Source organism: Solimonas flava DSM 18980, from assembly GCF_000426685.1.
GTDB classification, from domain to species: domain Bacteria; phylum Pseudomonadota; class Gammaproteobacteria; order Nevskiales; family Nevskiaceae; genus Solimonas; species Solimonas flava.
The window spans coordinates 93,891-119,849 of the sequence record NZ_AUFV01000012.1 but is presented as its reverse complement, the minus strand read 5'-3'; the positions used below and the strand labels follow the sequence as shown (position 1 = coordinate 119,849).

At 67.4% G+C, this 25,959-nt stretch carries 22 protein-coding genes; 17 read left to right on the top strand and 5 right to left on the bottom strand.

What is annotated here, in order from left to right; all coding sequences use genetic code 11:
• The first annotated feature begins 5 nt into the window (after positions 1-5).
• From K343_RS0113835 to K343_RS0113815, 5 genes are all read left to right on the top strand, one after another.
• Positions 6-728: a TetR/AcrR family transcriptional regulator gene (locus K343_RS0113835; RefSeq protein ID WP_028008597.1), complete on the top strand. Its 723-nt coding sequence runs from the start codon at positions 6-8 to the stop codon at positions 726-728.
• Complete coding sequence (locus tag K343_RS0113830) at positions 712-2,193, top strand: efflux transporter outer membrane subunit (RefSeq protein WP_051278410.1); 1,482 nt, start codon at positions 712-714, stop codon at positions 2,191-2,193. The genes K343_RS0113835 and K343_RS0113830 overlap by 17 nt, the downstream gene beginning before the upstream one ends.
• A gap of 73 nt (positions 2,194-2,266) precedes the next feature.
• Complete coding sequence (locus K343_RS0113825) at positions 2,267-3,472, top strand: efflux RND transporter periplasmic adaptor subunit (protein ID WP_028008595.1); 1,206 nt, start codon at positions 2,267-2,269, stop codon at positions 3,470-3,472.
• A gap of 22 nt (positions 3,473-3,494) precedes the next feature.
• Entirely contained in the window at positions 3,495-6,599 is a 3,105-nt protein-coding gene (locus K343_RS0113820) for an efflux RND transporter permease subunit (RefSeq protein WP_028008594.1), read from the top strand.
• A 145-nt stretch (positions 6,600-6,744) separates the two neighbouring features.
• On the top strand, positions 6,745-7,704 hold the full coding sequence (locus K343_RS0113815) for a beta-ketoacyl-ACP synthase III (RefSeq protein ID WP_028008593.1): 960 nt from the start codon (positions 6,745-6,747) through the stop codon (positions 7,702-7,704).
• A 339-nt stretch (positions 7,705-8,043) separates the two neighbouring features.
• On the opposite strand, the gene prpR is transcribed toward K343_RS0113815, so the two are convergent.
• Positions 8,044-9,669 (bottom strand): propionate catabolism operon regulatory protein PrpR, encoded by a 1,626-nt coding sequence (prpR, locus tag K343_RS0113810; RefSeq protein ID WP_028008592.1) that lies wholly within the window; start codon positions 9,667-9,669, stop codon positions 8,044-8,046.
• 241 nt (positions 9,670-9,910) lie between these two features.
• Between prpR and prpB the strand changes: the two genes are divergently transcribed.
• From prpB to prpF, 9 genes are all read left to right on the top strand, one after another.
• The gene (prpB, locus tag K343_RS0113805; protein WP_028008591.1) at positions 9,911-10,795 is read left to right on the top strand and encodes a methylisocitrate lyase; all 885 of its coding nucleotides are present in this window, start codon (positions 9,911-9,913) and stop codon (positions 10,793-10,795) included.
• 31 nt (positions 10,796-10,826) lie between these two features.
• Positions 10,827-11,435: a DUF1003 domain-containing protein gene (locus tag K343_RS0113800; RefSeq protein WP_028008590.1), complete on the top strand. Its 609-nt coding sequence runs from the start codon at positions 10,827-10,829 to the stop codon at positions 11,433-11,435.
• 28 nt (positions 11,436-11,463) lie between these two features.
• Complete coding sequence (gene prpC, locus K343_RS0113795; RefSeq protein WP_028008589.1) at positions 11,464-12,621, top strand: bifunctional 2-methylcitrate synthase/citrate synthase; 1,158 nt, start codon at positions 11,464-11,466, stop codon at positions 12,619-12,621.
• A 147-nt stretch (positions 12,622-12,768) separates the two neighbouring features.
• The gene (gene acnD, locus K343_RS0113790) at positions 12,769-15,378 is read left to right on the top strand and encodes a Fe/S-dependent 2-methylisocitrate dehydratase AcnD (RefSeq protein ID WP_028008588.1); all 2,610 of its coding nucleotides are present in this window, start codon (positions 12,769-12,771) and stop codon (positions 15,376-15,378) included.
• Between the two features lie 115 nt (positions 15,379-15,493).
• Positions 15,494-15,943: an SRPBCC family protein gene (locus K343_RS0113785; protein WP_028008587.1), complete on the top strand. Its 450-nt coding sequence runs from the start codon at positions 15,494-15,496 to the stop codon at positions 15,941-15,943.
• Positions 15,944-16,016: 73 nt separating this feature from the next.
• A complete protein-coding gene (locus K343_RS0113780; RefSeq protein WP_028008586.1) occupies positions 16,017-16,256 on the top strand; it encodes a type II toxin-antitoxin system ParD family antitoxin in 240 nt (79 codons plus the stop codon).
• Complete coding sequence (locus K343_RS0113775) at positions 16,253-16,591, top strand: type II toxin-antitoxin system RelE/ParE family toxin (protein WP_051278408.1); 339 nt, start codon at positions 16,253-16,255, stop codon at positions 16,589-16,591. Before K343_RS0113780 ends, K343_RS0113775 begins: the two co-directional genes overlap by 4 nt.
• A 195-nt stretch (positions 16,592-16,786) precedes the next feature.
• Complete coding sequence (locus K343_RS0113770) at positions 16,787-17,362, top strand: DUF6933 domain-containing protein (RefSeq protein ID WP_028008584.1); 576 nt, start codon at positions 16,787-16,789, stop codon at positions 17,360-17,362.
• 6 nt (positions 17,363-17,368) lie between these two features.
• Positions 17,369-18,571: a 2-methylaconitate cis-trans isomerase PrpF gene (prpF, locus tag K343_RS0113765; RefSeq protein ID WP_028008583.1), complete on the top strand. Its 1,203-nt coding sequence runs from the start codon at positions 17,369-17,371 to the stop codon at positions 18,569-18,571.
• Between the two features lie 148 nt (positions 18,572-18,719).
• On the opposite strand, the gene K343_RS22155 is transcribed toward prpF, so the two are convergent.
• The gene (locus K343_RS22155; protein ID WP_043112769.1) at positions 18,720-19,640 is read right to left on the bottom strand and encodes a hypothetical protein; all 921 of its coding nucleotides are present in this window, start codon (positions 19,638-19,640) and stop codon (positions 18,720-18,722) included.
• A gap of 82 nt (positions 19,641-19,722) precedes the next feature.
• The gene (locus tag K343_RS24565) at positions 19,723-20,145 is read right to left on the bottom strand and encodes a hypothetical protein (RefSeq protein WP_154662573.1); all 423 of its coding nucleotides are present in this window, start codon (positions 20,143-20,145) and stop codon (positions 19,723-19,725) included.
• A gap of 407 nt (positions 20,146-20,552) precedes the next feature.
• On the opposite strand from K343_RS24565, the gene K343_RS0113755 reads away from it, so the two are divergent.
• Entirely contained in the window at positions 20,553-22,010 is a 1,458-nt protein-coding gene (locus tag K343_RS0113755; protein ID WP_028008581.1) for a bifunctional 2-methylcitrate dehydratase/aconitate hydratase, read from the top strand.
• Positions 22,011-22,082: 72 nt separating this feature from the next.
• Here the strand turns inward: K343_RS0113755 and K343_RS22150 are convergent, their stop codons facing one another.
• A complete protein-coding gene (locus tag K343_RS22150; protein WP_043112768.1) occupies positions 22,083-22,853 on the bottom strand; it encodes a DUF2182 domain-containing protein in 771 nt (256 codons plus the stop codon).
• A 7-nt stretch (positions 22,854-22,860) separates the two neighbouring features.
• Positions 22,861-23,628, bottom strand: coding sequence for a DUF899 domain-containing protein (locus K343_RS0113745; RefSeq protein ID WP_028008580.1), 768 nt, complete (start codon positions 23,626-23,628; stop codon positions 22,861-22,863).
• A 355-nt stretch (positions 23,629-23,983) separates the two neighbouring features.
• On the opposite strand from K343_RS0113745, the gene K343_RS0113740 reads away from it, so the two are divergent.
• Together K343_RS0113740 and K343_RS0113735 are read left to right on the top strand one after the other, a co-directional pair.
• Complete coding sequence (locus K343_RS0113740) at positions 23,984-25,204, top strand: ATP-binding protein (RefSeq protein ID WP_028008579.1); 1,221 nt, start codon at positions 23,984-23,986, stop codon at positions 25,202-25,204.
• Between the two features lie 44 nt (positions 25,205-25,248).
• Positions 25,249-25,896 (top strand): Vgb family protein, encoded by a 648-nt coding sequence (locus K343_RS0113735; protein WP_028008578.1) that lies wholly within the window; start codon positions 25,249-25,251, stop codon positions 25,894-25,896.
• Positions 25,897-25,959 lie beyond the last annotated feature (63 nt).

Here is a 25,959-nt window from a genome sequence, read left to right as displayed (position 1 = left end):
GGAACATGGGCACTCGCGAGCGGCGACGGCGGGAGGTGGCGGGGCGTGAACAGCTCTTCCTCGGTGCCGCGCGCGATCTGATCCGCCAGGAAGGCCTGCTGAACCTGCAGATGAGCCGGGTCGCCGAGATGTGCGACTACGCGGTCGGCACGCTGTATCAGCATTTCGTGTCCAAGGAAGACCTGCTCGTGGCGCTGGCCAGCGAGGAAGCGCAGGAGAGGGTGGACATGTTCCAGCGCGTCAGTCAGTGGAGGGCGAGCACGCGCGACCGGATGCTCGGCTTCGCCGTCGCCGACATGCTGTACGCACGGCGCAGCCCGGAACATTTCCGTCTGCTCCAGTTCGCCTTCACCGAGGTGGTCTGGACGGCGGCGCCGGCGGCGCGGCGTCAGGCCTGCATCGAGGCCAATGCGCCGCTGCGGCAGGCGACGCTGGAGCTGATCGAAGAGGCCGTCGGCAACGGTGATCTCGACCTGCGCGGTTTGCGTCCGGACGAGTTTTGCCTGGCGCCGTGGGCGCTGGCGATCGGCATGCACTCGATCGTGCATACCAAGGGTCTGCTGGAGCAGCACGGCATCAGCGAGCCCTACCACTTGATGCTGCGTCACATCAGCGAGCTGCTGAATGGCCTGGGCTGGAAGCCGCTCGCCGATTCCACCGATCACGCCGCGCTCGACGCGCTGGCCGAACGAATCTGCAAAGAGGTGCTGCATGCGTACATTTGCTAAGACCCGTCTCGCGCTCGCGACCGCTGCGACCGTCGCCGTGCTCGCCGGCTGCGCCGTCGGCCCCGACTTCAAGACGCCCGACGCGCCCAAGGCCGAGCGCTACACGGCCGATGCGCTGCCGGCGCAGACGGCGGCGACCGGCGTGCCGGGCGGCGAGGCGCAGGCCTTGCAGCCGGGCGCCGCGATCCCGGCGCAGTGGTGGGAACTGTTCGGTTCCGAGCTGGTGCGCCAGCGCGTCGAGCAGGCTTTCGCGCACAGCCCGACGGTGACGGCGGCGCAGGCCGCGCTGCGGCAGGCGCAGGAGAATCTCAACGCCGCGGTCGGCGGCTACTATCCGCGCGTTGACGGCGGCGCCTCGGTGGCGCGCCAGAAGTCGATCAGCTCGACCAGCGGCACCAGCTACATCTACAACGTCTACGGCGCGTCGGTCGACGTTTCGTACACGCTGGACCTGTTCGGCGGCGTGCGCCGCTCGGTCGAGGCGCAGGCGGCGCAGGCCGACTATCAGCAGTACCAGCTCGAAGGCACCTATCTGACGCTGGCCTCCAACGTGGTCGCGGCGACCGTGCAGGAAGCCTCGCTGCAGGAGCAGGTGACGGCGACCGAGGACATCGTCAAGGCGCTCGAGGAACAGCTGCGCATCACCGAGAAGCAGTACGAGCTCGGCGGTGTGGCGCTGACCGACGTGCTGTCCTCGCGCACCCAGCTGGAGGACATCCGCTCGACGCTGCCGGCGCTGCGCCAGCAGCTCGCCCAGGTGCGCAGCCAGCTCGCCGTCTATCTCGGCCGCCTGCCGTCCGAGCAGGACGCGGCGGTGCTCGATCTGGCGCAGCTCAAGCTGCCGCAACAGATTCCGCTGTCGCTGCCGTCGCAGCTCGCGCAGCAGCGGCCGGACATCCGCGCCGCCGAGGCGCAGTTGCACACCGCGTCGGCGAACGTCGGCGTGGCGACGGCCAATCTGTATCCGAGCCTGACCCTCAGCGGCAGCTACGGCTCGCAGGCGGCGCGCGACGCCGACCTGTTCAAGTCGGCGAGCGAGGTGTGGTCGGTGGCCGCGGGGCTCACCGCGCCGATCTTCCACGGCGGCGAGCTGCGCGCGCGCAAGCGGGCGGCGGTCGCCGCCTACGATCAGGCGCTGGCGAGCTATCAGCAGACCGTGCTGCAGGCGTTCGCCGATGTCTCGGACAGCCTGCACGCGCTCGACAACGACGCGCAGGCGCTGCAGTCGCGGCACGCGGCGCTGAGCAGTGCCGAGAAGAACCTCGATCTGGTGCAGCGCTCGTATCGCGCCGGCGCGGTCGGCTACGTCAACGTGCTCGTCGCGCAGCAGCAGCACCAGCAGGCCAAGATCAATTTCATCAGCGCGCAGGCCGCGCGCTTCCGCGACACCGCGGCGCTGTTCCAGGCGCTCGGTGGCGGGTGGTGGAACCGCACCGCGCCGCCGGCGACGGCCTCGGCGCAATAGCGTCGGCCGTCGTCGGGCGGCGCCCGGTTCGCAGCAATAACGCAGTCAAAAACGCATCGGTTTGGGGAAACACATGAAACGCTGGGGAACACTCCTCCTCGTCGTCGTCGCGCTGGTCGTCGTCGTGGCCGGCGTCTGGGGCGCCAAGATGTACATGACGGTCCAGGGCTTCAAGGCCATGGGCATCCAGAAACAGACGATCTCGACCATCAAGGCCGGCGAGCAGCCATGGCGGCAGACGCTGACCGCGATCGGCAGCCTGCGCGCGGTGCGCGGCGCCGATCTGTCGAACGAAGTGGCCGGCATCGTCGAGGACATCCACTTCCAGTCGGGCCAGGAGGTCAAGGCCGGCACGCTGCTCGTGCAGTTGCGCGCTGCCGACGACATCGCCAAGCTGGCGTCGCTCAAGGCCAGCGCCGAGCTCGCGCAGACGATCGCCGAGCGCGACCGTCAGCAGCTCGACGCGCAGGCGATCAGTCAGGCCAGCTACGACACCAGCGCCGCCAACCTGAAGACCGCGAAGGCGCAGCTCGCCGAACAGCAGGCGCTGGTCGACAAGAAGTCGATCCGCGCGCCGTTCGCCGGCCAGCTCGGCATTCGCGCCGTCGATCCGGGCCAGTACGTCGCGCCCGGCGCCAAGATCGTCACGCTGCAGCAGCTCGACCCGATCTACGTCGATTTCACGCTGCCGCAGCAGGCGCTCGCCCAGATTGCGGTCGGCCAGGTGGTCAGCGCGCGCAGCGATACCTATCCGGATCTGGAGTTCAAGGGCGAGATTTCGGCGATCGACCCGAAGGTCGATACCGACACGCGCAACGTGCAGGTGCGCGCCACGCTGAAGAACCCCAAGCGCCAGCTGCTGCCGGGCATGTACGCGAACGTCACGATCAACATCGGCGAGCCGCAGAACTACCTGACGCTGCCGCAGACGGCGATCACCTTCAACCCGTACGGCGAGACGGTGTTCGTCATCACCACGGCCGATCAGCTGAAGGCCGAGCAGGCCGAGCGCGCCAGGAAGATGGGCAGCGAGGAAGGCGACGCGGCGGCCGCGGCCAACGGCATGCCGCAGCCGACCGGCGACATGCCGGTCGCCAAGCAGGTCTTCGTCACCGTCGGTCCGACGCGCGGCGACCAGATCGCGATCCTGAAGGGTCTGAAGGCGGGCGACGAAGTCGTCACCAGCGGCCAGCTCAAGCTCAAGACCGGCACGGCGGTGACCATCGACAACAAGGTGCAGCCGCTGAACGAGGCCGATCCGCGGCCGACCGAAGAATGAAGAGGCCGCCCGGGGCGCAGCCATGAAATTCACTGACATCTTCATCCGCAACCCGGTCCTGGCGACCGTGGTGAGCCTGCTGATCCTCGTGCTCGGCCTGCGCGCGCTCGCGCAGCTGCCGGTGCGCGAGTTCCCGCAGTCGGAAATCGCCACGGTCACGGTGACCACGCAGTACTACGGCGCCAACTCCGACGTCATCGCCGGCTTCATCACCACGCCGCTGGAGGCGGCGATCGCGCAGGCGCAGGGCATCGACTACATGAGCTCGACGAGCCTGGCCGGCACCAGCACGATCACCGCCAGCCTGCAGCTCAACTACGACTCGAACCGCGCGCTGACCGAGATCAGCGCCAAGGTCAACTCGGTGCTGAACCAGCTGCCGCCGCAGTCGCAGCAGCCGGTCATCACCGTGTCGACCGGCGAATCGACCGACTCGATGTATCTCGGCTTCTCCAGCGAGACGCTGCCGGGCAACAAGATCACCGACTACCTGATCCGCGTCGTCAAGCCGAAGCTGCAGACGATTCCCGGCGTGCAGCTGGCCGAGATCCTCGGCGAGCGGCAGTTCGCGCTGCGCGCCTGGCTCGATCCGGCCAAGCTCGCCGCACACGGCCTGACCGCGCAGGACATCTACACGGCGCTGTCGGCCAACAACTACATCTCGGCGCTCGGCAGCACCAAGGGCCAGATGGTGACGGTCGACATCACCGCCGGCACCGATCTGCACACCGTCGAGGAGTTCAAGCAGCTCGTCGTCAAGCAGAGCGGCATCTCGGTGGTGCGGCTGCAGGATGTCGCCAACGTCACGCTCGGCGCCGAGCAGTACGACTTCGACGCGCTGATGGACGACAAGCAGGCCGTGTTCGTCGGCATCAAGGTCGCGCCCGAAGCCAACGTGCTGGAAGTGATCAAGAAGGTCCGCGACGCGTTCCCGGACATCCAGGCGCAGCTGCCGGCCGGCATCAACGGCAAGATCAACTACGACGCCACCGACTACATCAACAACGCCATCGACGAGGTCATCAAGACGCTGATCGAAGCGCTGGTGATCGTCACGCTGGTGATCTTCCTGTTCCTCGGCGCGCCGCGCTCGGTGCTGATTCCGGCGCTGGCGATTCCGCTGTCGCTGATCGGCGGCTTCTTCATCATGCTGGTGCTCGGCTACTCGATCAATCTGCTGACGCTGCTGGCGCTGGTGCTGGCGATCGGCCTGGTCGTCGACGACGCGATCATCGTCGTCGAGAACGTCGATCGACATCTGAAGGAAGGCAAGACGCCGATGCAGGCGGCGCTGATCGGCGCGCGCGAACTGGCCGGTCCGATCATCGCGATCTCGGTGGTGCTGATCGCGGTCTACGTGCCGATCGGCTTCCAGGGCGGCCTGACCGGCTCGCTGTTCTCGGAGTTCGCGTTCACGCTGGCCGGCGCCGTCGGCGTCTCGGCGGTGGTGGCGCTGACGCTGTCGCCGATGCTGGCCTCGCGCTTCCTCAAGCAGGAGCACCAGGAGAGCCGGCTGGTCAAGCTGATCGACCGCAACTTCGAGTGGGCGCGCAGCCGCTACGAGCGCATGCTCGGTGCGATCCTCAAGGGCTGGCCGGCAGTGGTGACGTTCGGTTTCATCATCATCGCGCTGATCTTCGTGATGGTGAAGATGTCGCAGCAGGAGCTGGCGCCGGAGGAAGATCAGAGCTTCATGATCGTCTACGGCTACTCGCTGCCGAACGCCTCGACGCAGCAGATGCGCGGGTACAGCAAGCAGATCTACGACATCATCGCCTCGCATCCGGAGCACCAGCAGGTGTTCCAGTTCACCGGCGTCAACGGCCAGAACACGACGCTGTCCGGCATCATCCTCAAGCCCTGGGACCAGCGTGAGATGACCGCCGGCCAGCTGCAGCCGATCCTGCAGAACGAGGTCAACGGCGTCGCCGGCGCGACCGTGTACGCGTCGCTGCCGCCGCCGCTGCCGGTCGGCACCGGCGGCGTCAACACGCCGGTCGCGTTCGTGCTCGGCACGACCGAGCCGTTCGCCAACCTCGACGAGGTCGCGCAGCGCATCCTCGCCAAGGCCCAGGCCAGCGGCAAGTTCTTCTACATCGATACCGATCTGAAGATCGACAAGCCGCAGGTGACGGTCAATGTCGACCGCAACAAGGTCGCGGCGCTGGGCCTGACGATGCAGGACGTCGGCAGCGCGCTCGGCGCGATGCTCGGCGGCGGCTACGTCAACTACTTCAGCATCTCGGGTCGCTCGTACAAGGTCATCCCGCAGGTCCAGCAGTTCGACCGCATCAATCCGGAGCAGCTGAAGGACTACTACATCCGTACCGCGAGCGGCGCGGTGGTACCGGCGTCGACGGTGATCTCGATGAAGACCGAGGCGATCCCGACGCGCATCAGCCACTTCCAGCAGCTGAACTCGGCGACGTTCTCGGCGGTGCCGAACGCGTTCGCCGGCGTCACGCTCGGCGATGCGCTGACGTACCTGCGCGGCCTCGCCGACGAGATGGCGCCGCTCGGCTATACCGTCGACTACGCCGGCCAGTCGCGGCAGTACATACAGGAGTCGAGCTCGTTCGCGCTGACCTTCGCGTTCGCCGTCATCATCATCTTCCTCGCGCTCGCCGCGCAGTTCGGCAGCTTCCGCGATCCGCTGATCGTGATGATGTCGGTGCCGATGGCGATCTTCGGCGCGATGGTGTTCATCTTCTGGGGCGTCAAGAAGGCGACGCTGAACATCTACACGGAAGTCGGCCTCGTCACGCTGATCGGCCTGATCGCCAAGCACGGCATCCTGATCGTGCAGTTCGCCAACGACGAGCAGAAAGCCGGCCGCTCGAAGTGGGACGCGGTGACGGCCGCGGCCGGCATCCGTCTGCGTCCGATCCTGATGACGACGGCGGCGATGGTGCTGTCGGTCGTGCCGCTGGTGATCGCCACCGGTGCCGGCGCCGTCGGCCGCAACCACATGGGTCTGGTGATCTTCACCGGCATCTCGATCGGCACGCTGTTCACGCTGTTCGTGGTGCCGGCGATGTACCTGTGGCTCGCCGCCGAGCATCGCCAGAAGGAAGTCGGCGCCGACGAGGACGTCGACGCGGTCCGTCCGGCACCCGGCGTGCCCTGAGGCGCGCCGCGCTCCCGCGTCGGATCTGGCCCCGCGGCTCGCCGCGGGGCTTTTTCGTTTGGCCCGCGCGCCGCGCTAAGATGGCGGACCGGCCGCAACGCACGGCCCCCGGACGACAAGTCCTCATATCCCCTGCGAGAAAGAGATGGCGTATTCCCGTATCGTCGGTACCGGCAGCTACCTGCCTGCCCAGGCCCTGAGCAACCAGGAGCTGGAGAGCCGCATCGACACCAGCGACGAGTGGATCTTCTCGCGCACCGGCATCCGCAGCCGCCACGTCGCGGCGCCGGACGAGAAGACCTCGGATCTCGCGCTGAACGCCGCGCGCCAGGCGCTCGACGCGGCCGGCATCGAAGCCTCCGAAATCGATCTGATCGTCGTTGCGACGACGACGCCGGACATGATGTTCCCGTCGACCGCGGCACTGCTGCAGCACAAGCTCGGCATCAAGGGCTGCGCCGCGCTCGACGTGCAGGCGGTCTGTACCGGCTTCGTCTACGCGCTCGCGATCGCCGACAAGTTCGTGTCCAGCGGCCAGTGCAAATGCGCGCTGGTCGTCGGCGCCGAGGTGTTCTCGCGCCTGCTCGACTGGAGCGACCGCCGCACCTGCGTGCTGTTCGGCGACGGCGCCGGCGCGGTGGTGCTCAAGCGCAGCGACACGCCGGGCATCCTGTCGACGCATCTGCACGCCGACGGCAGCCAGAGCGGCATCCTCAACGTGCCGGGCTCGGTCCACAACGGCGAGATCCACGGCCGCGCCTTCGTCTACATGGACGGTCCGGCGGTGTTCAAGTTCGCGGTCAAGGTACTCGACGAGGTCTGCCGCGAGGCGCTCGACGCCAACGGCCTGAAGGGCAGCGACCTCGACTGGCTGGTGCCGCACCAGGCCAACATCCGCATCATCCAGGCCACCGCCGACAAGCTCGGCCTGCCGCGCGAGCGCATCGTCACCACGGTCGAGCGGCAAGGCAACACCTCCGCGGCTTCGGTGCCGCTGGCGCTCGACGCCGCGGTGCGCGACGGCCGCATCCAGCGCGGCCACAAGGTCATGCTCGAAGCGGTCGGCGGCGGCATGACCTGGGGCGCTGCGCTGCTGGTCTTCTGAGCGCGAATCCGCCTGCGTCGCAGGCCGATCTCGTGAGCGCCGTGCCCGCGGTGCGCTGACAGGCCTGCGGCTGCACGCGGGGCTCGCGATCCCGGCGCGGCGCGCAACGGCGACTTCTTCGCGCGGCGAGCCGAGGGCCGCATGGCGCGGCACTGCGTGCGCGCCGGCGGTTTCGGGTGGCGCCGGGCGCTTGCTCTTTCGGCGCGCTCGGGCGTACGCAAATTTCTCGTGGCGAGGCGCGCAGCGGCGAAGCTCTCCACGGCCGCACCGCCAGTCCGCCATCGCTGCCGGATCGCTTCGCGGTACCGGCGAGGACGATCGGGCGGGTGCGGCGTTTGCTCAGCGGGCTTGCGGGTTCGGCGCCTTCAAGTGCCGCCACAATGTCGTGCGCGACACGCCGAGCGCGTCGGCGGCGCGCCGGCGGTCGCCGCCGTGGCGCCGCAGGGCGTCGGCGATCGTCGCCGGATCGAGCGCGACGCGCGCGGGCTTTGCGGCCACGGCGGCGGGCGCGGGTCGCGTCGCCGACACGGGGTGATCGAGCGCGTGGGGAGCCGCATCGGCCAACTCCGGTGCGCAGCGCAGCAGCAGTGGCCGCGTCAGCGCCGACAGCGGCGATTCGGCGTGCGCGAGCACGGCAAGCCGCTCGGCGAGATTGCGCAGCTCGCGCACGTTGCCGGGCCAGACGTACTGCTGCAGTAGCGTCTGCGCGGGATCGTCGAGCGTCATCGCGCCGGCGCCGGCGGCACGCAGGAAGTTCATCAGCAGCAGTGGGATGTCGTCCGGGTGCTCGCGCAGCGGCGCGAGCGCGATGCGCAGCACGTTGAGGCGATAGTAGAGATCGCGCCGGAAGCGGCCGTCGGCGGCGAGGCGGTCGAGCGCGCAGTGCGTGGCGGCGATCACGCGCACGTCGACCGGCGTCGGCCGCGTCGCGCCGACGCGCAGCACCTCGCGCTCTTCGAGCACGCGCAGCAGGCGCGTCTGCAGCGGCAGCGGCATTTCGCCGATCTCGTCGAGGAACAGCGTGCCGCCGTTCGCCGCCTCGATCAGGCCGACGCGGCCGCCGCGCCGCGAGCCGGTGAACGCGCCCTCGGTGTAGCCGAACAGCTCGGATTCGAGCAGCGATTCGGCGATCGCGCCGCAGTTCACGGCGACGAACGGCGCGTTGCGTCGCGGGCTGGCGCCGTGCAGCGCCTGCGCGACCAGTTCCTTGCCGGTGCCGGTCTCGCCGGTGATCAGCACGGTGCGGTCGGAGGCGCCGTAGAGACGGACCTGATCGCGCAGCTTGACCATCGTTTCGCTGTTGCCGATCAGGCGGCGCAGGCTGTAGCGCGCGTCGGATGCGGCCGGATTGCGGCGCGGCCCGCTGCGCGCGCCGGCCAGCAGGCGCGCGAGGTCGATGGCCTGCTCGAAGGCGCGGCGGATCGACGCCGGCGAGTACATGAGGATGCCGGCGACGCCGGCGCGGTCGGCCAGCTCCGAGATGTAGCCGGTGCCGACGATCGCGCCGCAACCGAGCGCGACCAGCTCGGCGACCGCGTCGCGCGCTTCCTCGGCGTTGCTGTACGAGCGCTGCTCGATCTGCAGGCCGAACTGCTGCTTGAACGCGCTGAACGCGGGCAGATCGCCGCCGTAGGTGACGATGCCGATGCGCGGCGAGTGATGGCGCGCGCGCGTCAGCGCCTGCATCAGATCGAAGCCGTCCGGGCGGATCAGGACGATCGGCTTGTCGATGCGGTTGCGCAGATACTCGCCGTTGCTGCCGGCCGACAGCACGACGTCGCAGTCTTCGGTGCGCAGGCGCTCGCGGATGCGCGTGACCGCTTCCTCGAAGCCGACATCCAGCGTCTCGATATGGGCGCGGCCGTCGAACTCCGGGGTGATGTCGCGCAGCAGGCTCGACAGTCGCGTAACGCTGACCGTCCAGATCGTCGGCAGGAAGCCATCCGGGGTTTGCATGGCGGACATTATGTTCCAAGTCGGCGTTCACGTGTTTCATGAAACGTCAATCTGAAACGTCACGTGTTCCATCGCATCGCGGCCGGTCTGCCGGAGCCTGAGGATATTTCTTTTGAATCAGTGATCTGTGAGGTTCCTGGCGGTTCGGCACCGGCTGGCACGGCCTTTGAGTACAAGGGCGCACCATTCACCGGCGGATGCCCGACCCTCGCGGCGGCGCTTTTCGTCCGCCGATCACTGAGGAGCCGTCATGACGTCTTCCGCTGGTGCGCGTTTCCGCGCCGCCCTCGCTGCCGAAAAGCCCTTGCAGGTCATCGGCGCCATCAATGCCAACCATGCGCTGCTCGCCCAGCGCGCCGGCTTCAAGGCCATCTATCTGTCGGGCGGCGGCGTCGCCGCCGGTTCGCTGGGCCTGCCGGACCTCGGCATCAACACCATGGACGACGTGCTGACCGACGTCCGTCGCATCACCGACGTCTGCGATCTGCCGCTGCTCGTCGACATCGACACCGGCTTCGGTCCTTCCGCGTTCAACATCGAGCGCACGATCAAGAGCCTGATCAAGGCCGGCGCCGCCGCCTGCCACATCGAGGACCAGGTCGGCGCCAAGCGCTGCGGCCACCGTCCGGGCAAGGAGATCGTCACGCAGGGCGAAATGGTCGACCGCGTGAAGGCGGCGGCCGATGCCAAGACCGATCCGGACTTCTTCCTGATCGCGCGTACCGATGCGATCCAGATGGAAGGCGTCGACGCCGCGATCGAGCGCTCGATCGCCTGCGTCGAGGCTGGCGCCGACGCGATCTTCGCCGAGGCGGCCTACGATCTGCCGACCTACAAGAAGTTCGTCGATGCCGTGAAGGTGCCGGTGCTCGCCAACATCACCGAGTTCGGCAAGACGCCGCTGTTCACGCGCGACGAGCTGGCCTCGGTCGGCGTCGGCATCCAGCTGTTCCCGCTGTCCGCTTTCCGCGCCGCCAACAAGGCCGCCGAAAACGTCTACCGGGCGGTCCGTCGCGACGGTCATCAGCAGAGTGTCATCGACACCATGCAGACGCGCGAGGAGCTGTACGACCGCATCGGCTATCACGCCTTCGAGCAGCGCCTGGATGCGCTGTTCGCCGCCAAGGGAGCATGATCGGCGCGGTTTTTCCGCGAGAGTTCCGACGATGAGCCAGAAGCGTGCCGCCCTTGATCCGCAAAGCAGCCGCATCGACCGGCGCGCCACGGCGCGCCGTCTGCTGCAGGCCGATCTGGACAAGCTGCCACCGGAGGAACACCGGGTGGTGGAGCGCTTCGTCCACCAGCGCCGCGTCTCGCGCAACGTCGCGCGCGACTACGCCCGTGAGCGTTCGCTCGGCGAGCGCGTCGCCGACCGCGTTGCCGAGATCGGCGGCAGCTGGAACTTCATCATCGGCTTCGGCGTGTGCATCGTGATCTGGATGGCGATCAACAGCTTCATGCTCGCCAGGGCCTTCGATCCGTATCCGTACATCCTGCTCAATCTGTGCCTGTCGTGCCTGGCTGCGATCCAGGCCCCGGTCATCATGATGAGCCAGAACCGCCAGGCGGCGATCGACCGCCTGCGCGCCGAGAACGACTACGAGGTCAACATCAAGTCGGAGCTGGAAATCCTGCAGGTCCACGAGAAGCTCAACCAGCTGCGCGAGCAGGACTGGGCGACGCTGGTGGATCTGCAGAACCGGCAGATCGAGATGCTGGAGCGGCTGCTCGAGAAAGCCACCCGTACGTCCGCGCCACCGGCGGCGGACGCCTGAATTCAACACGCGACACCTGGAGAGAGTCATGAGCGACAACACCACGGCCCCGACCTTCAAGCCGAAGAAATCGGTAGCCCTGTCCGGCACCGCCGCCGGCAACACCGCGCTGTGCACGGTCGGCCGCTCCGGCAACGACCTGCACTACCGCGGCTACGACATCCTCGATGTCGCCGCGCAGTGCGAGTTCGAAGAAATCGCCCACCTGCTGGTGCACGGCAAGCTGCCGAACGTCGCCGAGCTGGCCGCCTACAAGGCCAAGCTGAAGTCGCTGCGCGGCCTGCCGGCCGCCGTGAAGACCGCGCTCGAACAGCTGCCGCCTTCGGCGCATCCGATGGACGTGATGCGCACCGGCGTCTCGGTGCTCGGCTGCGTCAAGCCGGAGAAGGACGACCACAACCATCCGGGCGCGCGCGACATCGCCGACAAGCTGATGGCCTCGCTCGGCTCGATGCTGCTGTACTGGTACCACTACGCCTACAACGGCAAGGTCATCGACGTCGAAACCGACGACGACTCGATCGGCGGCCACTTCCTGCACCTGCTGCACGGCGTCAAGCCGCCGGAGAGCTGGGTCAAGGCGATGCACACCTCGCTGGTGCTGTACGCCGAACACGAGTTCAACGCCTCGACCTTCACCTGCCGCGTCGTCGCCGGCACCGGTTCCGACATGTACTCGGCGATCTGCGGCGGCATCGGCGCGCTGCGCGGCCCGAAGCACGGCGGCGCCAACGAGGTCGCGTTCGAGATCCAGAAGCGCTACGACAATCCGGACGAGGCGGAAGCCGACATCAAGGCTCGCGTCGAGAAGAAGGAAGTCGTCATCGGCTTCGGCCACCCGGTCTACACGATCGCCGATCCGCGCAACAAGGTCATCAAGGAAGTCGCGCGCGAGCTGTCCAAGGAAGTCGGTAGCACGAAGATGTTCGACATCGCCGAGCGTCTCGAAACGGTGATGTGGGACATCAAGAAGATGTTCCCGAACCTCGACTGGTTCAGCGCCGTCAGCTACCACATGATGGGCGTGCCGACCGACATGTTCACGCCGCTGTTCGTCATCGCCCGCACCTCGGGCTGGAGCGCGCACATCATCGAGCAGCGCATCGACGGCAAGATCATCCGTCCGTCCGCCAACTACGTCGGCCCGGAAGACCTCAAGTTCGTGCCGCTGAAGGACAGAAAGTAGCGCTGCGAGTAGCGTGGCGGGCCCCCACGCGAAAGCGTGGGGATCCTAGCGTTACGAGTCAGCGCAATCGGCGTCTCGCGATAGCGAGGCGCCGATCGTTGCGAAACCATTGTCTTCTTCTGTTGCAGCCAGCGTTCAGTGCAAGCCATGACAAATACCGCCTTCCGCAAGAACCTCCCGGGCACGCAGCTCGACTACTACGACGCGCGTGCGGCCGTCGATGCCATCCAGCCGGGCGCCTGGGCGAAGCTGCCGTACACCGCGCGCGTGCACGCCGAGAACATCGTGCGCCGTGCCGAACCGGGCAGGATCGACGCCTACCTGTCGCAGCTCATCGAGCGCAAGCGCGATCTCGATTTTCCGTGGTTCCCGGCGCGCGTCGTCTGCCACGACATCCTCGGCCAGACCGCGCTCGTCGATCTCGCCGGCCTGCGCGACGCGATCGCCGACAAGGGCGGTGATCCGGCGAAGGTGAATCCGGTCGTGCCGGTGCAGCTGATCGTCGACCACTCGCTGGCCGTCGAGTACGGCGGCTTCGACAAGAACGCGTTCGCCAAGAACCGCGCCGTCGAGGATCGCCGCAACGACGACCGCTTCCACTTCATCAACTGGACCAAGACGGCGTTCGAGAACGTCGATGTGATTCCGCCGGGCAACGGCATCATGCATCAGATCAATCTGGAGCGGATGAGCCCGGTGATCTACGTGCAGGACGGCGTCGCCTTCCCGGACACCTGCGTCGGCACTGACTCGCACACGCCGCACGTCGATGCGCTCGGCGTCATCGCGGTCGGCGTCGGCGGCCTCGAAGCGGAGAACGTCATGCTCGGCCGCGCCTCGTGGATGCGCCTGCCGGACATCGTCGGCGTCGAGCTCTCCGGCAAGCCGCAGCCCGGCATCACCGCGACCGACGTGGTGCTCGCGCTGACCGAGTTCCTGCGCAAGGAGAAGGTCGTCGGCGCGTATCTGGAGTTCTACGGCGAAGGCGCCGCGGCGCTGACCATCGGCGACCGCGCGACGATCTCCAACATGTGCCCGGAGTACGGCGCGACCGCCGCGCTGTTCTACATCGACCAGCAGACGCTCGACTATCTCAAGCTCACCGGCCGCGACGACGCGCAGGTCAAGCTCGTCGAGAACTACGCCAGGCAGACCGGCCTGTGGGCCGATGCGCTGAAGACCGCCGAGTACGAGCGCGTGCTGAAGTTCGATCTCTCGACCGTCGTGCGCAACATGGCCGGTCCGTCGAACCCGCACCGCCGCCTGCCGACCAGCGCGCTGCATGAGCGCGGCATCGCCGTCGATCTCGACAAGGCGCTGCAGCAGGAGGCCGAGGGCCTGATGCCGGACGGCGCCGTCATCATCGCCGCGATCACCAGCTGCACCAACACCTCGAACCCGCGCAATGTCATCGCCGCCGGCCTGCTGGCGCGCAACGCCAACGCCCGCGGCCTGGCGCGCAAGCCCTGGGTCAAGACCTCGCTGGCGCCCGGCTCCAAGGCCGTGCAGCTGTATCTGGAAGAGGCCAAGCTGCTGCCGGAGCTGGAACAGCTCGGCTTCGGCATCGTCGCGTTCGCCTGCACGACCTGCAACGGCATGTCCGGCGCGCTCGATCCGAAGATCCAGCAGGAGATCATCGACCGCGATCTGTACGCGACCGCCGTGCTGTCCGGCAACCGCAACTTCGACGGCCGCATCCATCCGTACGCCAAGCAGGCCTTCCTCGCGTCGCCGCCGCTGGTCGTCGCCTACGCGATCGCCGGCACCGTGCGCTTCGACATCGAGAAGGACGTGCTCGGCGTCGACCGCGACGGCAAGGAAGTGCGCCTCAAGGACATCTGGCCGAGCGACGCCGAGATCGACGCCATCGTCGCGCAGAGCGTCAAGCCGGAATTCTTCCGCCGCGTCTACGAGCCGATGTTCAACTTCAAGGCCGTCGAAGGCGCGTCCAGCCCGCTGTACGCCTGGCGCCCGATGTCGACCTACATCCGCCGTCCGCCGTACTGGGAAGGCGCGCTGGCCGGCGCCCGCACGCTCAAGGGCATGCGGCCGCTCGCGGTGCTGCCGGACAACATCACCACCGACCACCTCTCGCCGTCGAACGCGATCCTGCTCGACAGCGCGGCCGGCGAGTACCTGGCCAAGATGGGTCTGCCGGAAGAGGACTTCAATTCGTACGCCACGCATCGCGGCGACCACCTCACCGCGCAACGCGCGACCTTCGCCAACCCGCAGCTCGTCAACGAGATGGCGGTGGTCGACGGCAAGGTGAAGAAGGGTTCGCTCGCGCGCATCGAGCCGGAAGGCAAGGTCGTGCGCATGTGGGAAGCGATCGAAACCTACATGGAGCGCAAGCAGCCGCTGATCATCGTCGCCGGCGCCGACTACGGCCAGGGCTCCTCGCGTGACTGGGCGGCCAAGGGTGTGCGTCTGGCCGGCGTCGAGGCCATCGTCGCCGAAGGCTTCGAGCGCATCCACCGCACCAACCTGATCGGCATGGGCGTGCTGCCGCTGCAGTTCAAGCCGGGCACGACGCGCCTCACGCTGGGCATCGACGGCACCGAGACCTTCGACGTGATCGGCGAGCGCAAGCCGCGCGCCGACCTGACGCTGGTCATCCACCGCAAGAACGGCGAGAAGCTGGAAGTGCCGGTGCTGTGCCGCCTGGACTCGGACGAGGAAGTCTCGATCTACGAAGCCGGCGGCGTGCTGCAGCGCTTCGCGCAGGACTTCCTGGAGTCCAGCAAGGCGGCCTGAGCGCGGTCAGAATCTCATCCGGTTGTCGATTTCGCCGGCGCCCGTTCGACGTATCGACAGGAGGACAGCACAAGGGGTGCTGTCCCCGGATGAGATTTTCTGAAGGAGAACTGCCATGACCGGTACCGTCCGCTTCCACCGAGTCCTTCGCGCGCCGGCCGAGCGCATCTACCGTGCGTTCATCGATCCGGCGGCGATGTGCAAATGGCTGCCGCCGTACGGCTTCACCGCCACCGTCCACAGCATGGACGCGCGCGTCGGCGGCAGTTACCGCATGTCCTTCACCAACTTCGGCACCGGCCACACGCATTCGTTCGGCGGCAAGTATCTGGAGCTGAAGCCCGGCGAGCGACTGCGTTACGTCGACGCGTTCGAAGACCCGAACCTGCCCGGCGAGATGCAGGTCACCGTCGACCTGAAGGCCGTTTCCTGCGGCACCGAAGTCACGATCGTCCAGGAAGGCATCCCCGACGCGATCCCGACCGAGTTCTGCTACCTCGGCTGGCAGGAATCGCTGGCGATGCTCGCCAAGCTCGTCGAACCCGATATCCCAGACGGCGCGTGATGTCGGGCTGTCTTGCGTCAGTGCCGGCGGCCCGTTAGCGTATTGGCAATCTTTGCCAAGACGGATGAACAGCATGGCCACGATGAACATCTCCCTGCCGGATGAACTCAAGGCGTTCATCGACGAACAGGTCGCCGAGCATGCCTACGGCTCGACCAGCGAATACCTGCGCGACCTAATCCGCAAGCAGCGCGATATCGAAAAGCTGCGGGGCATGCTGCTCGAAGGCGCCAACTCTGGGTCGGGCCGTTTGGCGGACGATGCCTTCTTTGAGGAGATGCGCGAACGCGCCCGGCAGCGGAGCAAGGCGTGACGGTAAAGCCCGTCATCGTTCTGCCAGGCGCCGAGCACGACATAGAGGAGGGCATCCGCTGGTACGCAAGCGAAGGCGGCTTTGCGCTAGCGGACCGATGGGTGCAGGCAATGCGCAAGGCGATGCGCCAGATCGGCGAAAATCCACGCCTCGGCTCCAGCCGCTATGCCGTCAGCCTGAACTTGCCGGGGCTGCGGTTCCGCAAGCTGGAAAAGTTTCCTTATCTGCTGTTCTACGTTGAACACGAAACCCGGATCGAGATCTGGCGCATCCTGCACGCCCAGCGCGACATTCCAGCCTGGATGACACCGTCCGATCAGAGCGAAGAATACTGAATGCCCATTCTCAACTGCATCGGCAACGACGCCATCGTCACCCGCCACAAGGATGCACCGTTCCGCCTGCCAGAGCCCGTGCGGCGGCGCATGGCCGCGGCAGATGTGCCGCATTGAATATCCGCTCGGAAACGTGGACGAGCCGGCTGTTCAAGGCAGTGAAGTCGCTGATGGAGATCATTCAGTGAGCCAGCCATGACCGTCCTGCGCTGCACCGCCAAGCTGCTCAAGCGTCTGCGGCAGCCGCCGAAGCTGCCCGAGCCGCCGCCGGCCGACAATCCGCTTGGCGAGTGGTATGCGGACATCGATTTCATCGACCGCGAACCTTTTGTGCTGTTGCTCAATGCCGCCACCGGCGCCGGCATGGTACTGCCTGGCCGTGCGGCCGAACTGCGCAACTTGCACGTCCATGCCGGGCAGCAACTGTTCAAGCTGTTCATGCACTACCGATTTGATCTGAACGAATACCCGCTGGCTGGCGCAGAAATTCTGGCCTGGCAACAGCCGCCGGTTTACGCCAACACCCGCGACCGCAGCCTGCTCGGCTCCATGAACCAGTTCAAGGACACCGCCTGGCTGCACTTTGCCCACGACAACCGCTCGCTGCCGGAAGCCGCGTCGCGGCAGTGGGAAGGCCTGTTCCGTCACCCGTCTTTTGCAGCCCCCGGCCGTCGCTACGGTTACGAGGACTGGAAACGACCACTGGACCTCGTCCATGCGCGATTTCTCGCGCAGGGCGCCCCTCAACCTCAAACACAGACCGTGCACTAAAGCGCCATGACCCACGTCCCACAGATCAAAGTCCCCGCCACCTACATGCGCGGCGGCACGTCGAAAGGCGTGTTCTTCAAGCTCGACGACCTGCCGGAGCGCTGCCGCGTGCCCGGCGAGGCGCGCGACAAGTTCCTGCTGCGCGTGATCGGCTCGCCGGATCCGTACGGCGCGCAGATCGACGGCATGGGCGGCGCCACGTCCAGCACCAGCAAGACCGTGATCCTGTCGAAGAGCACCAAGCCCGACCACGACGTCGACTACCGCTTCGGCCAGGTGTCGATCGACAAGGCCTTCGTCGACTGGTCCGGCAACTGCGGCAACCTCACCGCCGCGGTCGGTTCGTTCGCGATCAACAACGGTCTGGTCGATGCCGCGCGCATTCCGCAGAACGGTCATTGCGTCGTGCGCATCTGGCAGACGCAGATCAACAAGACCATCATCGCCCACGTGCCGATCACCAACGGCCAGGTGCAGGAAACCGGCGACTTCGAACTCGACGGCGTGACCTTCCCGGCCGCCGAAGTGCAGATCGAATTCCTCGATCCGGCGGAGGAGGGCGACGAAGGCGGCTCGATGTTCCCGACCGGAAATCTCGTCGACGATCTCGAAGTGCCGGGCGTCGGCACGCTCAAGGCGACGATGATCAACGCCGGCATCCCGACCGTCTTCATCAACGCCGCCGACATCGGCTACACCGGCACCGAGCTGCGCGAGGCGATCAACAGCGATGCCAAGGCGCTGGCGATGTTCGAGACCATCCGCGCCTACGGCGCGCTGCGCATGGGCCTGATCAAGGACGTCAGCGAAGCCGCCAAGCGCCAGCACACGCCGAAGGTCGCCTTCGTCGCGCCACCGAAGGACTACAAGGCGTCGAGCGGCAAGGAGATCAAGGCCAGCGACATCGACCTCAACGTGCGCGCCCTGTCGATGGGCAAGCTGCACCACGCGATGATGGGCACCGCAGCCGTGGCGATCGGCACCGCCGCGGCGATCCCCGGCACGCTGGTTAACCTCGCCGCCGGCGGCGGCGAACGCGAAGCGGTGCGCTTCGGCCATCCGTCCGGCTCCTTGCGCGTCGGCGCCGCGGCCGTGCAGGAGCCATTGCCGAACGGGGGGGCTCAGTGGGTCGTCAAGAAAGCCATCATGTCGCGCTCCGCGCGCGTGCTGATGGAAGGCTGGGTGCGCGTGCCGGGCGATGCGTTCTAAGCGCTTGCGCTCATGATGCGTGCGTAAAGAAAAGGCCCGGACGGCGACGTCCGGGCCTTTCTGCATCTAGTGCTGTGGCGGCTTGGTGCGGTCTTTAATGCTCAGGTCAGGGGCGGCCTCACCGAAGGCGAGGGCGTCCCTCTGCAACTCACCTACGATCCCGTTCCGTTCTTTTTGCGATCTCTGGGATGGAGTCAGCAGCAGACACTATTGTCTTGATAGTCTCCGCGTCAGGCAGATGCTTCCGAGCCAAGTGAGCAAGCGTCTGCCCGGTACGCTCGCTTTCTTCAAACATAGCGCTGAGCTGCTCCTTGGTGATTGGCTTTTCTTTTGAGCCAACAATTATCGTCTGCAGACGATATGTTGCCTCATCCTCGTTGTCGGTGTGGCTTGACTCCGAAACGATAAGCTCCGGATCAAACTCGACCGCCGCCTGCATACCAGCGCCGGCCTCCCCGAAAGAGTGATGGAAATGCTCTGGAAAAGTCCGCGAAAGATCCAAACTGAACAAATCCTCTTCCGAAAATGGAACGTGAAAGTCTCCAAAATCTATGAAGGGTCGCGCATCAATACGCATTTGAAAGTGATAATGGGGATGGCTCGATGACATGCCTTTGTGCCCCGTGTAGTCGTTTTCTGAGCAGTCAAATGTCCACTCAATGTTCCGCCACCTAATGGTGTATTCGAAAACCTTTCGATCGTTTCGCTCCGCTTCAAGGTCGTTGATGCTACTCAGGAAACGCTCCTGATTCGCAGACCAGCGAAGGAAGGCGGCGATCTGTGTGTATCCGAACCGTGCGTAAATTAGTGGAAAATCCTTCTTCTTAAACTTGCACTGGCGAAGAAGCCAATGTACGCATGGCTCCGATTTGCTTATGGTCTTCAATGGCTTTCCGCATAGATAACATTCCTCACGAGAATAGGCTTCAACGAAACGCTCGTGCTCCGCCTTGCTTCGTGCTGAATCCTGCTCATTCTGCAGGCGCAAATCCTCCTGAGACATGCCCTCAAACAGGGATCGAAATGCTTCAGCGTTTACACGTCGATGACTTGGCAGTCGATCACTCATGAGACATAACGCCCGCGTTAACGCGCGGTCACGCCGCAGCGAAGCGGAGGCGTGGGCGTCGAGTTGAACGCATTGTTGGGCCTCATGCCGGATACACCTTTCGGCACTGAGCGCCTCGACCTGCTAGGTGCAGCCGAATGAAGATGCGCCGTCCGTTCAGCGCACTATGCCCCCAGGAAAAATAGTTCTCGTCGCTGAAGTGCAGGGTGTGTGTGTTGTACGCATCGATTCTCTTGTCGTTGGAATCATGCTCCGCATACGCGATGTCTTCTTCCTTGTGTCTAGGCCAACGCCCCTCGCGATAGAACAACTCCCAGTGCTCGAGTATGACCGGTCTTCCAGAGAGGTTTCGAATAAGGACGTCGTTCCCCCGACCGACATCGCTGGTGAACTTATATGTGACATCGAGCCTGAAGCGATCTCGCCAGAGCTCGTAGAGCTTTACCGTTGCCAGCAATGTTGAGAGACCGGCGCCCCACCATGCGATCACAGGATCAATCATCATCGTATCTCTGAGGCCCAGCAGCTAATAGACGGATGCTGGGGTCAGCTTATTCATTCCGCCGGCCACGGCTGTAAATCCAGATAAGCGACTGGTTCCCATGTCCCGTTCCCCCTGCGATGCGGCATAAGCGCGCCGAGCAATCCCCGCCTCATGATGCCGTATCGCACAGCGGGATGTCCCACGATCCTGAGAACTGGCGCACGCCGATCTGGGCAACGCGATTGACCGCTTTGGGTTGAGCGCCGACAACGAAACGCGTGCGCGCTCGGGTCGGCGTCGGACTGGGCCTGCCGGTCTGGCAACAACGATCAGCACGCGTTCGACCGGAGGTCACCCGTCGCCGAGCTGGCGCACGCCGTCCGAAGGCGCATCATGGCGGCGCCTATCCCATGCGAGGAGCCGCCGCCATGTCTTCTCCCGATACGCCATCCGCCGCCCGCCCCGAATGGGATGCGGCGCTCGTCGACATCGTCGATTACGTCGAGCGCTACGAGGTGCGCTCGGCGCTGGCCTATGAGACCGCGCGCCACTGCCTGATCGACACGCTCGGCTGTGGGCTGGAGGCGCTCGGGTATCCGGCCTGCACCAAGCTGCTCGGGCCGCTGGTGCCGGGCACGGTGGTGCCGAACGGCGCGAAGGTGCCGGGCACGCCGTTCCGGCTCGATCCGGTGCAGGCGGCGTTCAACCTCGGCACGATGATCCGCTGGCTGGACTTCAACGACACCTGGCTCGCGGCGGAGTGGGGGCATCCTTCCGACAATCTCGGCGGCATTCTCGCCGTGGCCGACTGGCTGAGCCGCGAGGCGGTCGCCGCCGGCAAGACGCCGCTGGCGATGCGCGCGGTGCTCACGGCGATGATCAAGGCGCACGAGATCCAGGGCTGCATCGCGCTGGAGAATTCGTTCAACCGCGTCGGCCTCGACCACGTGGTGCTGGTCAAGGTGGCGACGACGGCGGTGGTCGGGCAGTTGCTCGGCCTGTCGCGCGAGGAAATGCTCAACGCGGTGTCGCTGGCCTGGGTCGACGGCCAGTCGCTGCGCACTTACCGCCACGCGCCGAACACGGGCTCGCGCAAGAGCTGGGCGGCGGGCGACGCGACCAGTCGCGGCGTGCGGCTGGCGCTGATGGCGCGCACCGGTGAGATGGGTTATCCGTCGGTGCTCACGGCCAGGACCTGGGGTTTCTACGACGTCAGCTTTGGCGGCCAGCCGTTCCGCTTCCAGCGCCCGTACGGTTCGTACGTGATGGAGAACGTGCTGTTCAAGATCAGCTTCCCCGCCGAGTTCCACGGCCAGACCGGCGCCGAGGCGGCGATGCAGGTGCACGCGCTGCTGAAGGCCAGCGGCAGGACGGCCGCAGACATCCGCCGCATCACGATCCGCACACAGGAAGCCTGCCGGCGCATCATCGACAAGCAGGGGCCGCTCGACAATCCGGCCGACCGCGACCACTGCATTCAGTACATGGTCGCCGTCGCGATCCTCTACGGCCGCCTGACGGCGGACGATTACGAGGACGAGGTCGCCGCCGATCCGCGCATCGACGCGCTGCGCGAGAAGATCGTCTGCATCGAGGACCCGCAGTTCACCAAGGACTATCACGACCCGGACAAGCGCAGCATCGCCAATGCGCTGCGCGTCGAGTTCACGGACGGCAGCGCGCTCGACGAGGTCGTCGTCGAATATCCGATCGGCCATCGCCGGCGCCGTGCCGAGGGCCTGCCGCTGCTCGAAGCCAAGTTCCGGAGCAATCTCGCGCGCCGTTTCGCGCCGCGCCAGCAGCAGCGCATCCTCGACGCCTCGCTCGAGCAGGCCACGCTGGAGCGCTTGCCGGTGCACGAGTACGTCGATCTGTACGCGCTCTGAGCGGCGCGGCCCGAGCGCACGCCGGACGCACGCAAGCCGGCGCGTACGCGGAACGGTCTGCGTGCGCGGCCTTCAGAAGCCGGCCGCGCGCGCGACGAACACCAGCCCGGCGCCGATCAGGCCGAGGCCGACGAGCTGCGCGATGCGTACGCCGCGCGGCGCCAGCCGCTCGGCGCTGATCGCGGCGCTCACCAGCAGCATGGCGCGCAGGTCCATGAGGCCGGTGACGAGCAGCACCGCCGTCAGGTTGGCGCAGCAGGCCACGCAGCGCTGCCCGAGGCGCAGGCCGTGGCGCCACGCGGCGCCGGCACCGGGCGCGGCGTGCGCGCACGCATCGGCCTCGCGGCAGCAGGCCAGACGGCGCCGCTTCCAGGTGCCGAGCTGCAGGGCGCCGGCGATCAGGATCACGAGGGCGCTCGCCAGCGGTTCGACGCGCGCCAGCGCCGGCAGCCGCCATTCGGCCGCCGTCAGCGCAACGCCGAGCGCAAAGACCAGCGCGCCGGTCGCCGTCCACACGCTGCAGTAGCCGAGGCCGGCGAGCGCGGTCAGACGCACGGCGCGGGGCACGCGCGCCGCGGCGAGCGCCTGCCGGTAGCGCCACAGCGGCGGCGATGCCACCGGCAGCATCATCGCCGCCATCATCACGATCCACATGACGATGAACGCGGCGGCAGCGCCCGGCCAGCCGCGCTCCGGCAGCCACATCGTCTTCATCGCGCCGCCGCCGCACATCGGCAGCGCCGGGAAAGGCGGCGCCGGCAGGCTCCACGCGACCGTCAGCGCGGCACTGCCGGCGAACAGCAGGGCCGCGCCGCCGAAGAAGGCGCGTCGCGACGCGTCCACACGCCGCTCAGCGCGAGCCGTACTCGTCGTGGCGGCGCCACCAGACGCCGCTTTCGTTGCGGCCCTTCGGGGCGTGGTCGAGCCACTGGTACATGCCCCACAGCCGATCGACGCCGCGCGAGTACGCCGAGTAGGTGTGGTAGACGACGCCGTCTTCGAGCACGAAGGTGCTGAGCCCCGGCCGGTCGCGCGCGTACGTGGGCGCGTCGGTGCCGCTCATCGCCGCCTGGATGGCGACCGGCTCGGGCACCGCGGTCGTCGCGTCCATGGTGTGGCCGGCGCGGTGGTAGTTGTATTCGATGCTGCCGTCGCGCTGCTGCTGCTCGGTGAAGGCGACGTTGAAGTCGAAGTTGAAGTCGCTGCCGCGCGAGGACGCCCACGGAAAGGTCCAGCCCATGCGCTTCTTGTAGGCCTGAAGTTTTTCGAGCGGCGCGCGCGAGACCGCGGTCAGCGCGACGTCGTGGTTCGCGAGGTGCACGGCGATGCCGTTGAAGCCGTCGGCGATCGCCGAGCACGACGGACAGCCGGCGGCGTAGTCCGGACCAAACATGAAGTGATAGACCATCAGCTGCGAGCGGCCGCCGAACAGCTCGCCCAGCGTCGCCGGGCCCTGCTCGGTGTCGAAGCGGTAATCCTGATCGACGCGGACCCAGGGCAGCGCCTGGCGCTGCGCGGCGAGCGCGTCGCTGCGCCGCGTCAGCTCCTTCTCGGCGGCGAGCAAATCAAGACGCGCTTGCAGCCACTGCGCGCGGGTGGCGGTTTCGTGCTTTTCCATGACGGGACTCCTGGGTGGGATTGCGAAGGTTTGTGCCGTACAGGCATTCAAGGTCGCCACGACGGGCGGCTGGGCCGGTGTATGTGCCGTGCATCCGGACCGCGGGCGAAGGATGGCCGGCGTCTGCGAGCGGATCGGGTGGGGCTTGCGTCCACACCTGCGGCGCGCCGCAGCGCCGACATGGCGGTGCGCAGGAGTCTTTCGGTCGCGATGGCTTCCACTGGCTTCGGCTCCTGCGCGTCTCGGTCGTTGCGTCGTCGCCGGCGACGACGGTCGTCGGCCTTGCGCTAGATTAGGAACGGGCCAGGCAACGCAGGGAGTGACAAGTGTGTCGCGATTGCGGTGAGCGCTTGCGATGGATTCGCTGATCACGGCCGCGGGGCGCGCGCTCGCCGCCGGCGATCCGCTCGGCGCCCTGCAGCGCGTGGCCTTGCGCGACGACGCGCCGGCGCTCGCGCTGCGCGGCATCGCGATGGCGCAGCTCGGCGATCTGCCGCGCGCGCGCCAGCTCGTGCGGCGTGCGGCGCGGGCGTTCGGCGCCCGCGCGCCGGTGTCGCGCGCACGCTGCGTCGTCGCCGAAGCCGAGATCGCGCTCGCCGCGCGCGAGCTGGGCTGGCCGGTGAAGTCGCTGCATCTGGCGCGCGCGACGCTGGCCGCGCACGGCGATGCCGTCAATGCCGCGCACGCGCAGCTGCTCGACGTGCGCCGCCTGCTGCTGCTCGGCCGCCTCGACGAAGCCGAGCAGGCGCTCGACGGCTGCGCGGCGGCGTCATTGCCGCCCGCGTTGCGCGCCGTGCACGGATTGCTGGTCGCCGGCATCGCGCTGCGGCGCCTGCGGACGGATGCGGCGCAGCGCGCGCTGGCCGCCGCGGCGCAGGCGGCCGCGCAGGCGCGCGTTGCGGCGCTCGGCGCGGAGGTCGAGCACGCGGCCCGCGCCTTGCACGAGCCGGCGGCGCGGCTGATCGCGCGCGGCCGCGAACGCAGCCTGCGGCTCGCCGAGGTCGAGGCCTTGTTCGCCTCGCGCCGTTTCGTCGTCGACGCCTGCCGCTACGCGGTGCGGGATGCGGGCGTGCAGGTCTCGCTGGCGCGGCGCCCGGTGCTGTTCACGCTCGTGCGCGTGCTCGCCGAGGCCTGGCCGGCCGACGCCTCGCGCGACCATCTGGCCGCGCAGGCTTTTCGTGCGCGGCAGCTCGATGAGTCGTACCGCGCGCGCCTGCGCGTCGAAATCGGACGCCTGCGCCGGGCCTTGCGGCCGCTCGCCGAGGTGCATGCCACGCCGGCGGGTTTCGCGCTGCGCCCGCACCGGGCGCGCGAGGTGGTCGTGCTGGCGCGGCCGCGGGACGAGAACCACGCCGCCGTGCTGGCGCTGCTCGCCGACGGCGAGTCCTGGTCGAGCTCGGCGCTGGCGCTGGCATTGGCGACGAGCCAGCGCAGCGTGCAGCGCGCGCTCGAAGCGCTCGCCGCCGACGGCAAGGTGCAGGCCTTCGGCCGCGGCCGCGCGCGACGCTGGCTGACGCCGCCGCTGCCCGGATTCGCGACGAGCTTGTTACTCCCCGCGCCGCTGCCGGGCGATTAAGGTGAGTCCGGCGCCGATCGCGCCCGACGACGGAGGACGACCGCATGAAACGACAGGCAGCCGAGATCATTCGCGAGCAGGGGCCGTTTCCGGGCATCGCCCAGGTGCACGGCGTGAGTTACGACGGCCGCGCGGTCTGGATCGCCGGCGGCGACCGACTGGCCGCGCTCGATCCGGACAGCGGCGAAATGCAGCGCGCGCTCGACGTTGCTGCGCATGCCGGCACCGCGTTCGACGGCGCGCACCTGTACCAGATCGCCGAGGACCGCATCCGGAAAATCGATCCGCACAGCGGCCGCGTCGTCGCGACGATCCCGGCGCCGGGCGGCGGCGGCGATTCCGGCATGGCCTGGGCGGAAGGCTCGCTGTGGGTCGGGCAGTACCGCGAACGCAAGATCCATCAGATCGATCCGGACAGTGGCGCGATCCTGCGCACGATCGAGTCGAACCGCTTCGTCACCGGCGTGACCTGGGTCGACGGCGAGCTGTGGCACGGCACCTGGGAAGGCGAGCAGAGCGAACTGCGGCGCATCGATCCGCGCAGCGGCGAGGTCTACGACGCGCTCGAACTGCCGCCGGGCGTCGGCGTCTCCGGACTCGAGTCCGACGGCGGCGAGCGCTTCTTCTGCGGCGGCGGCAACAGCGGCAAGCTGCGCACGGTGCGCCGCCCGAAGCGCGGCGCGGCGAGCTAGCGCCGATCCGAATGGCGCCGCCGTCGCGAGGCCGGCGCACCGTGGCGATGGCGCCCCGTGGCG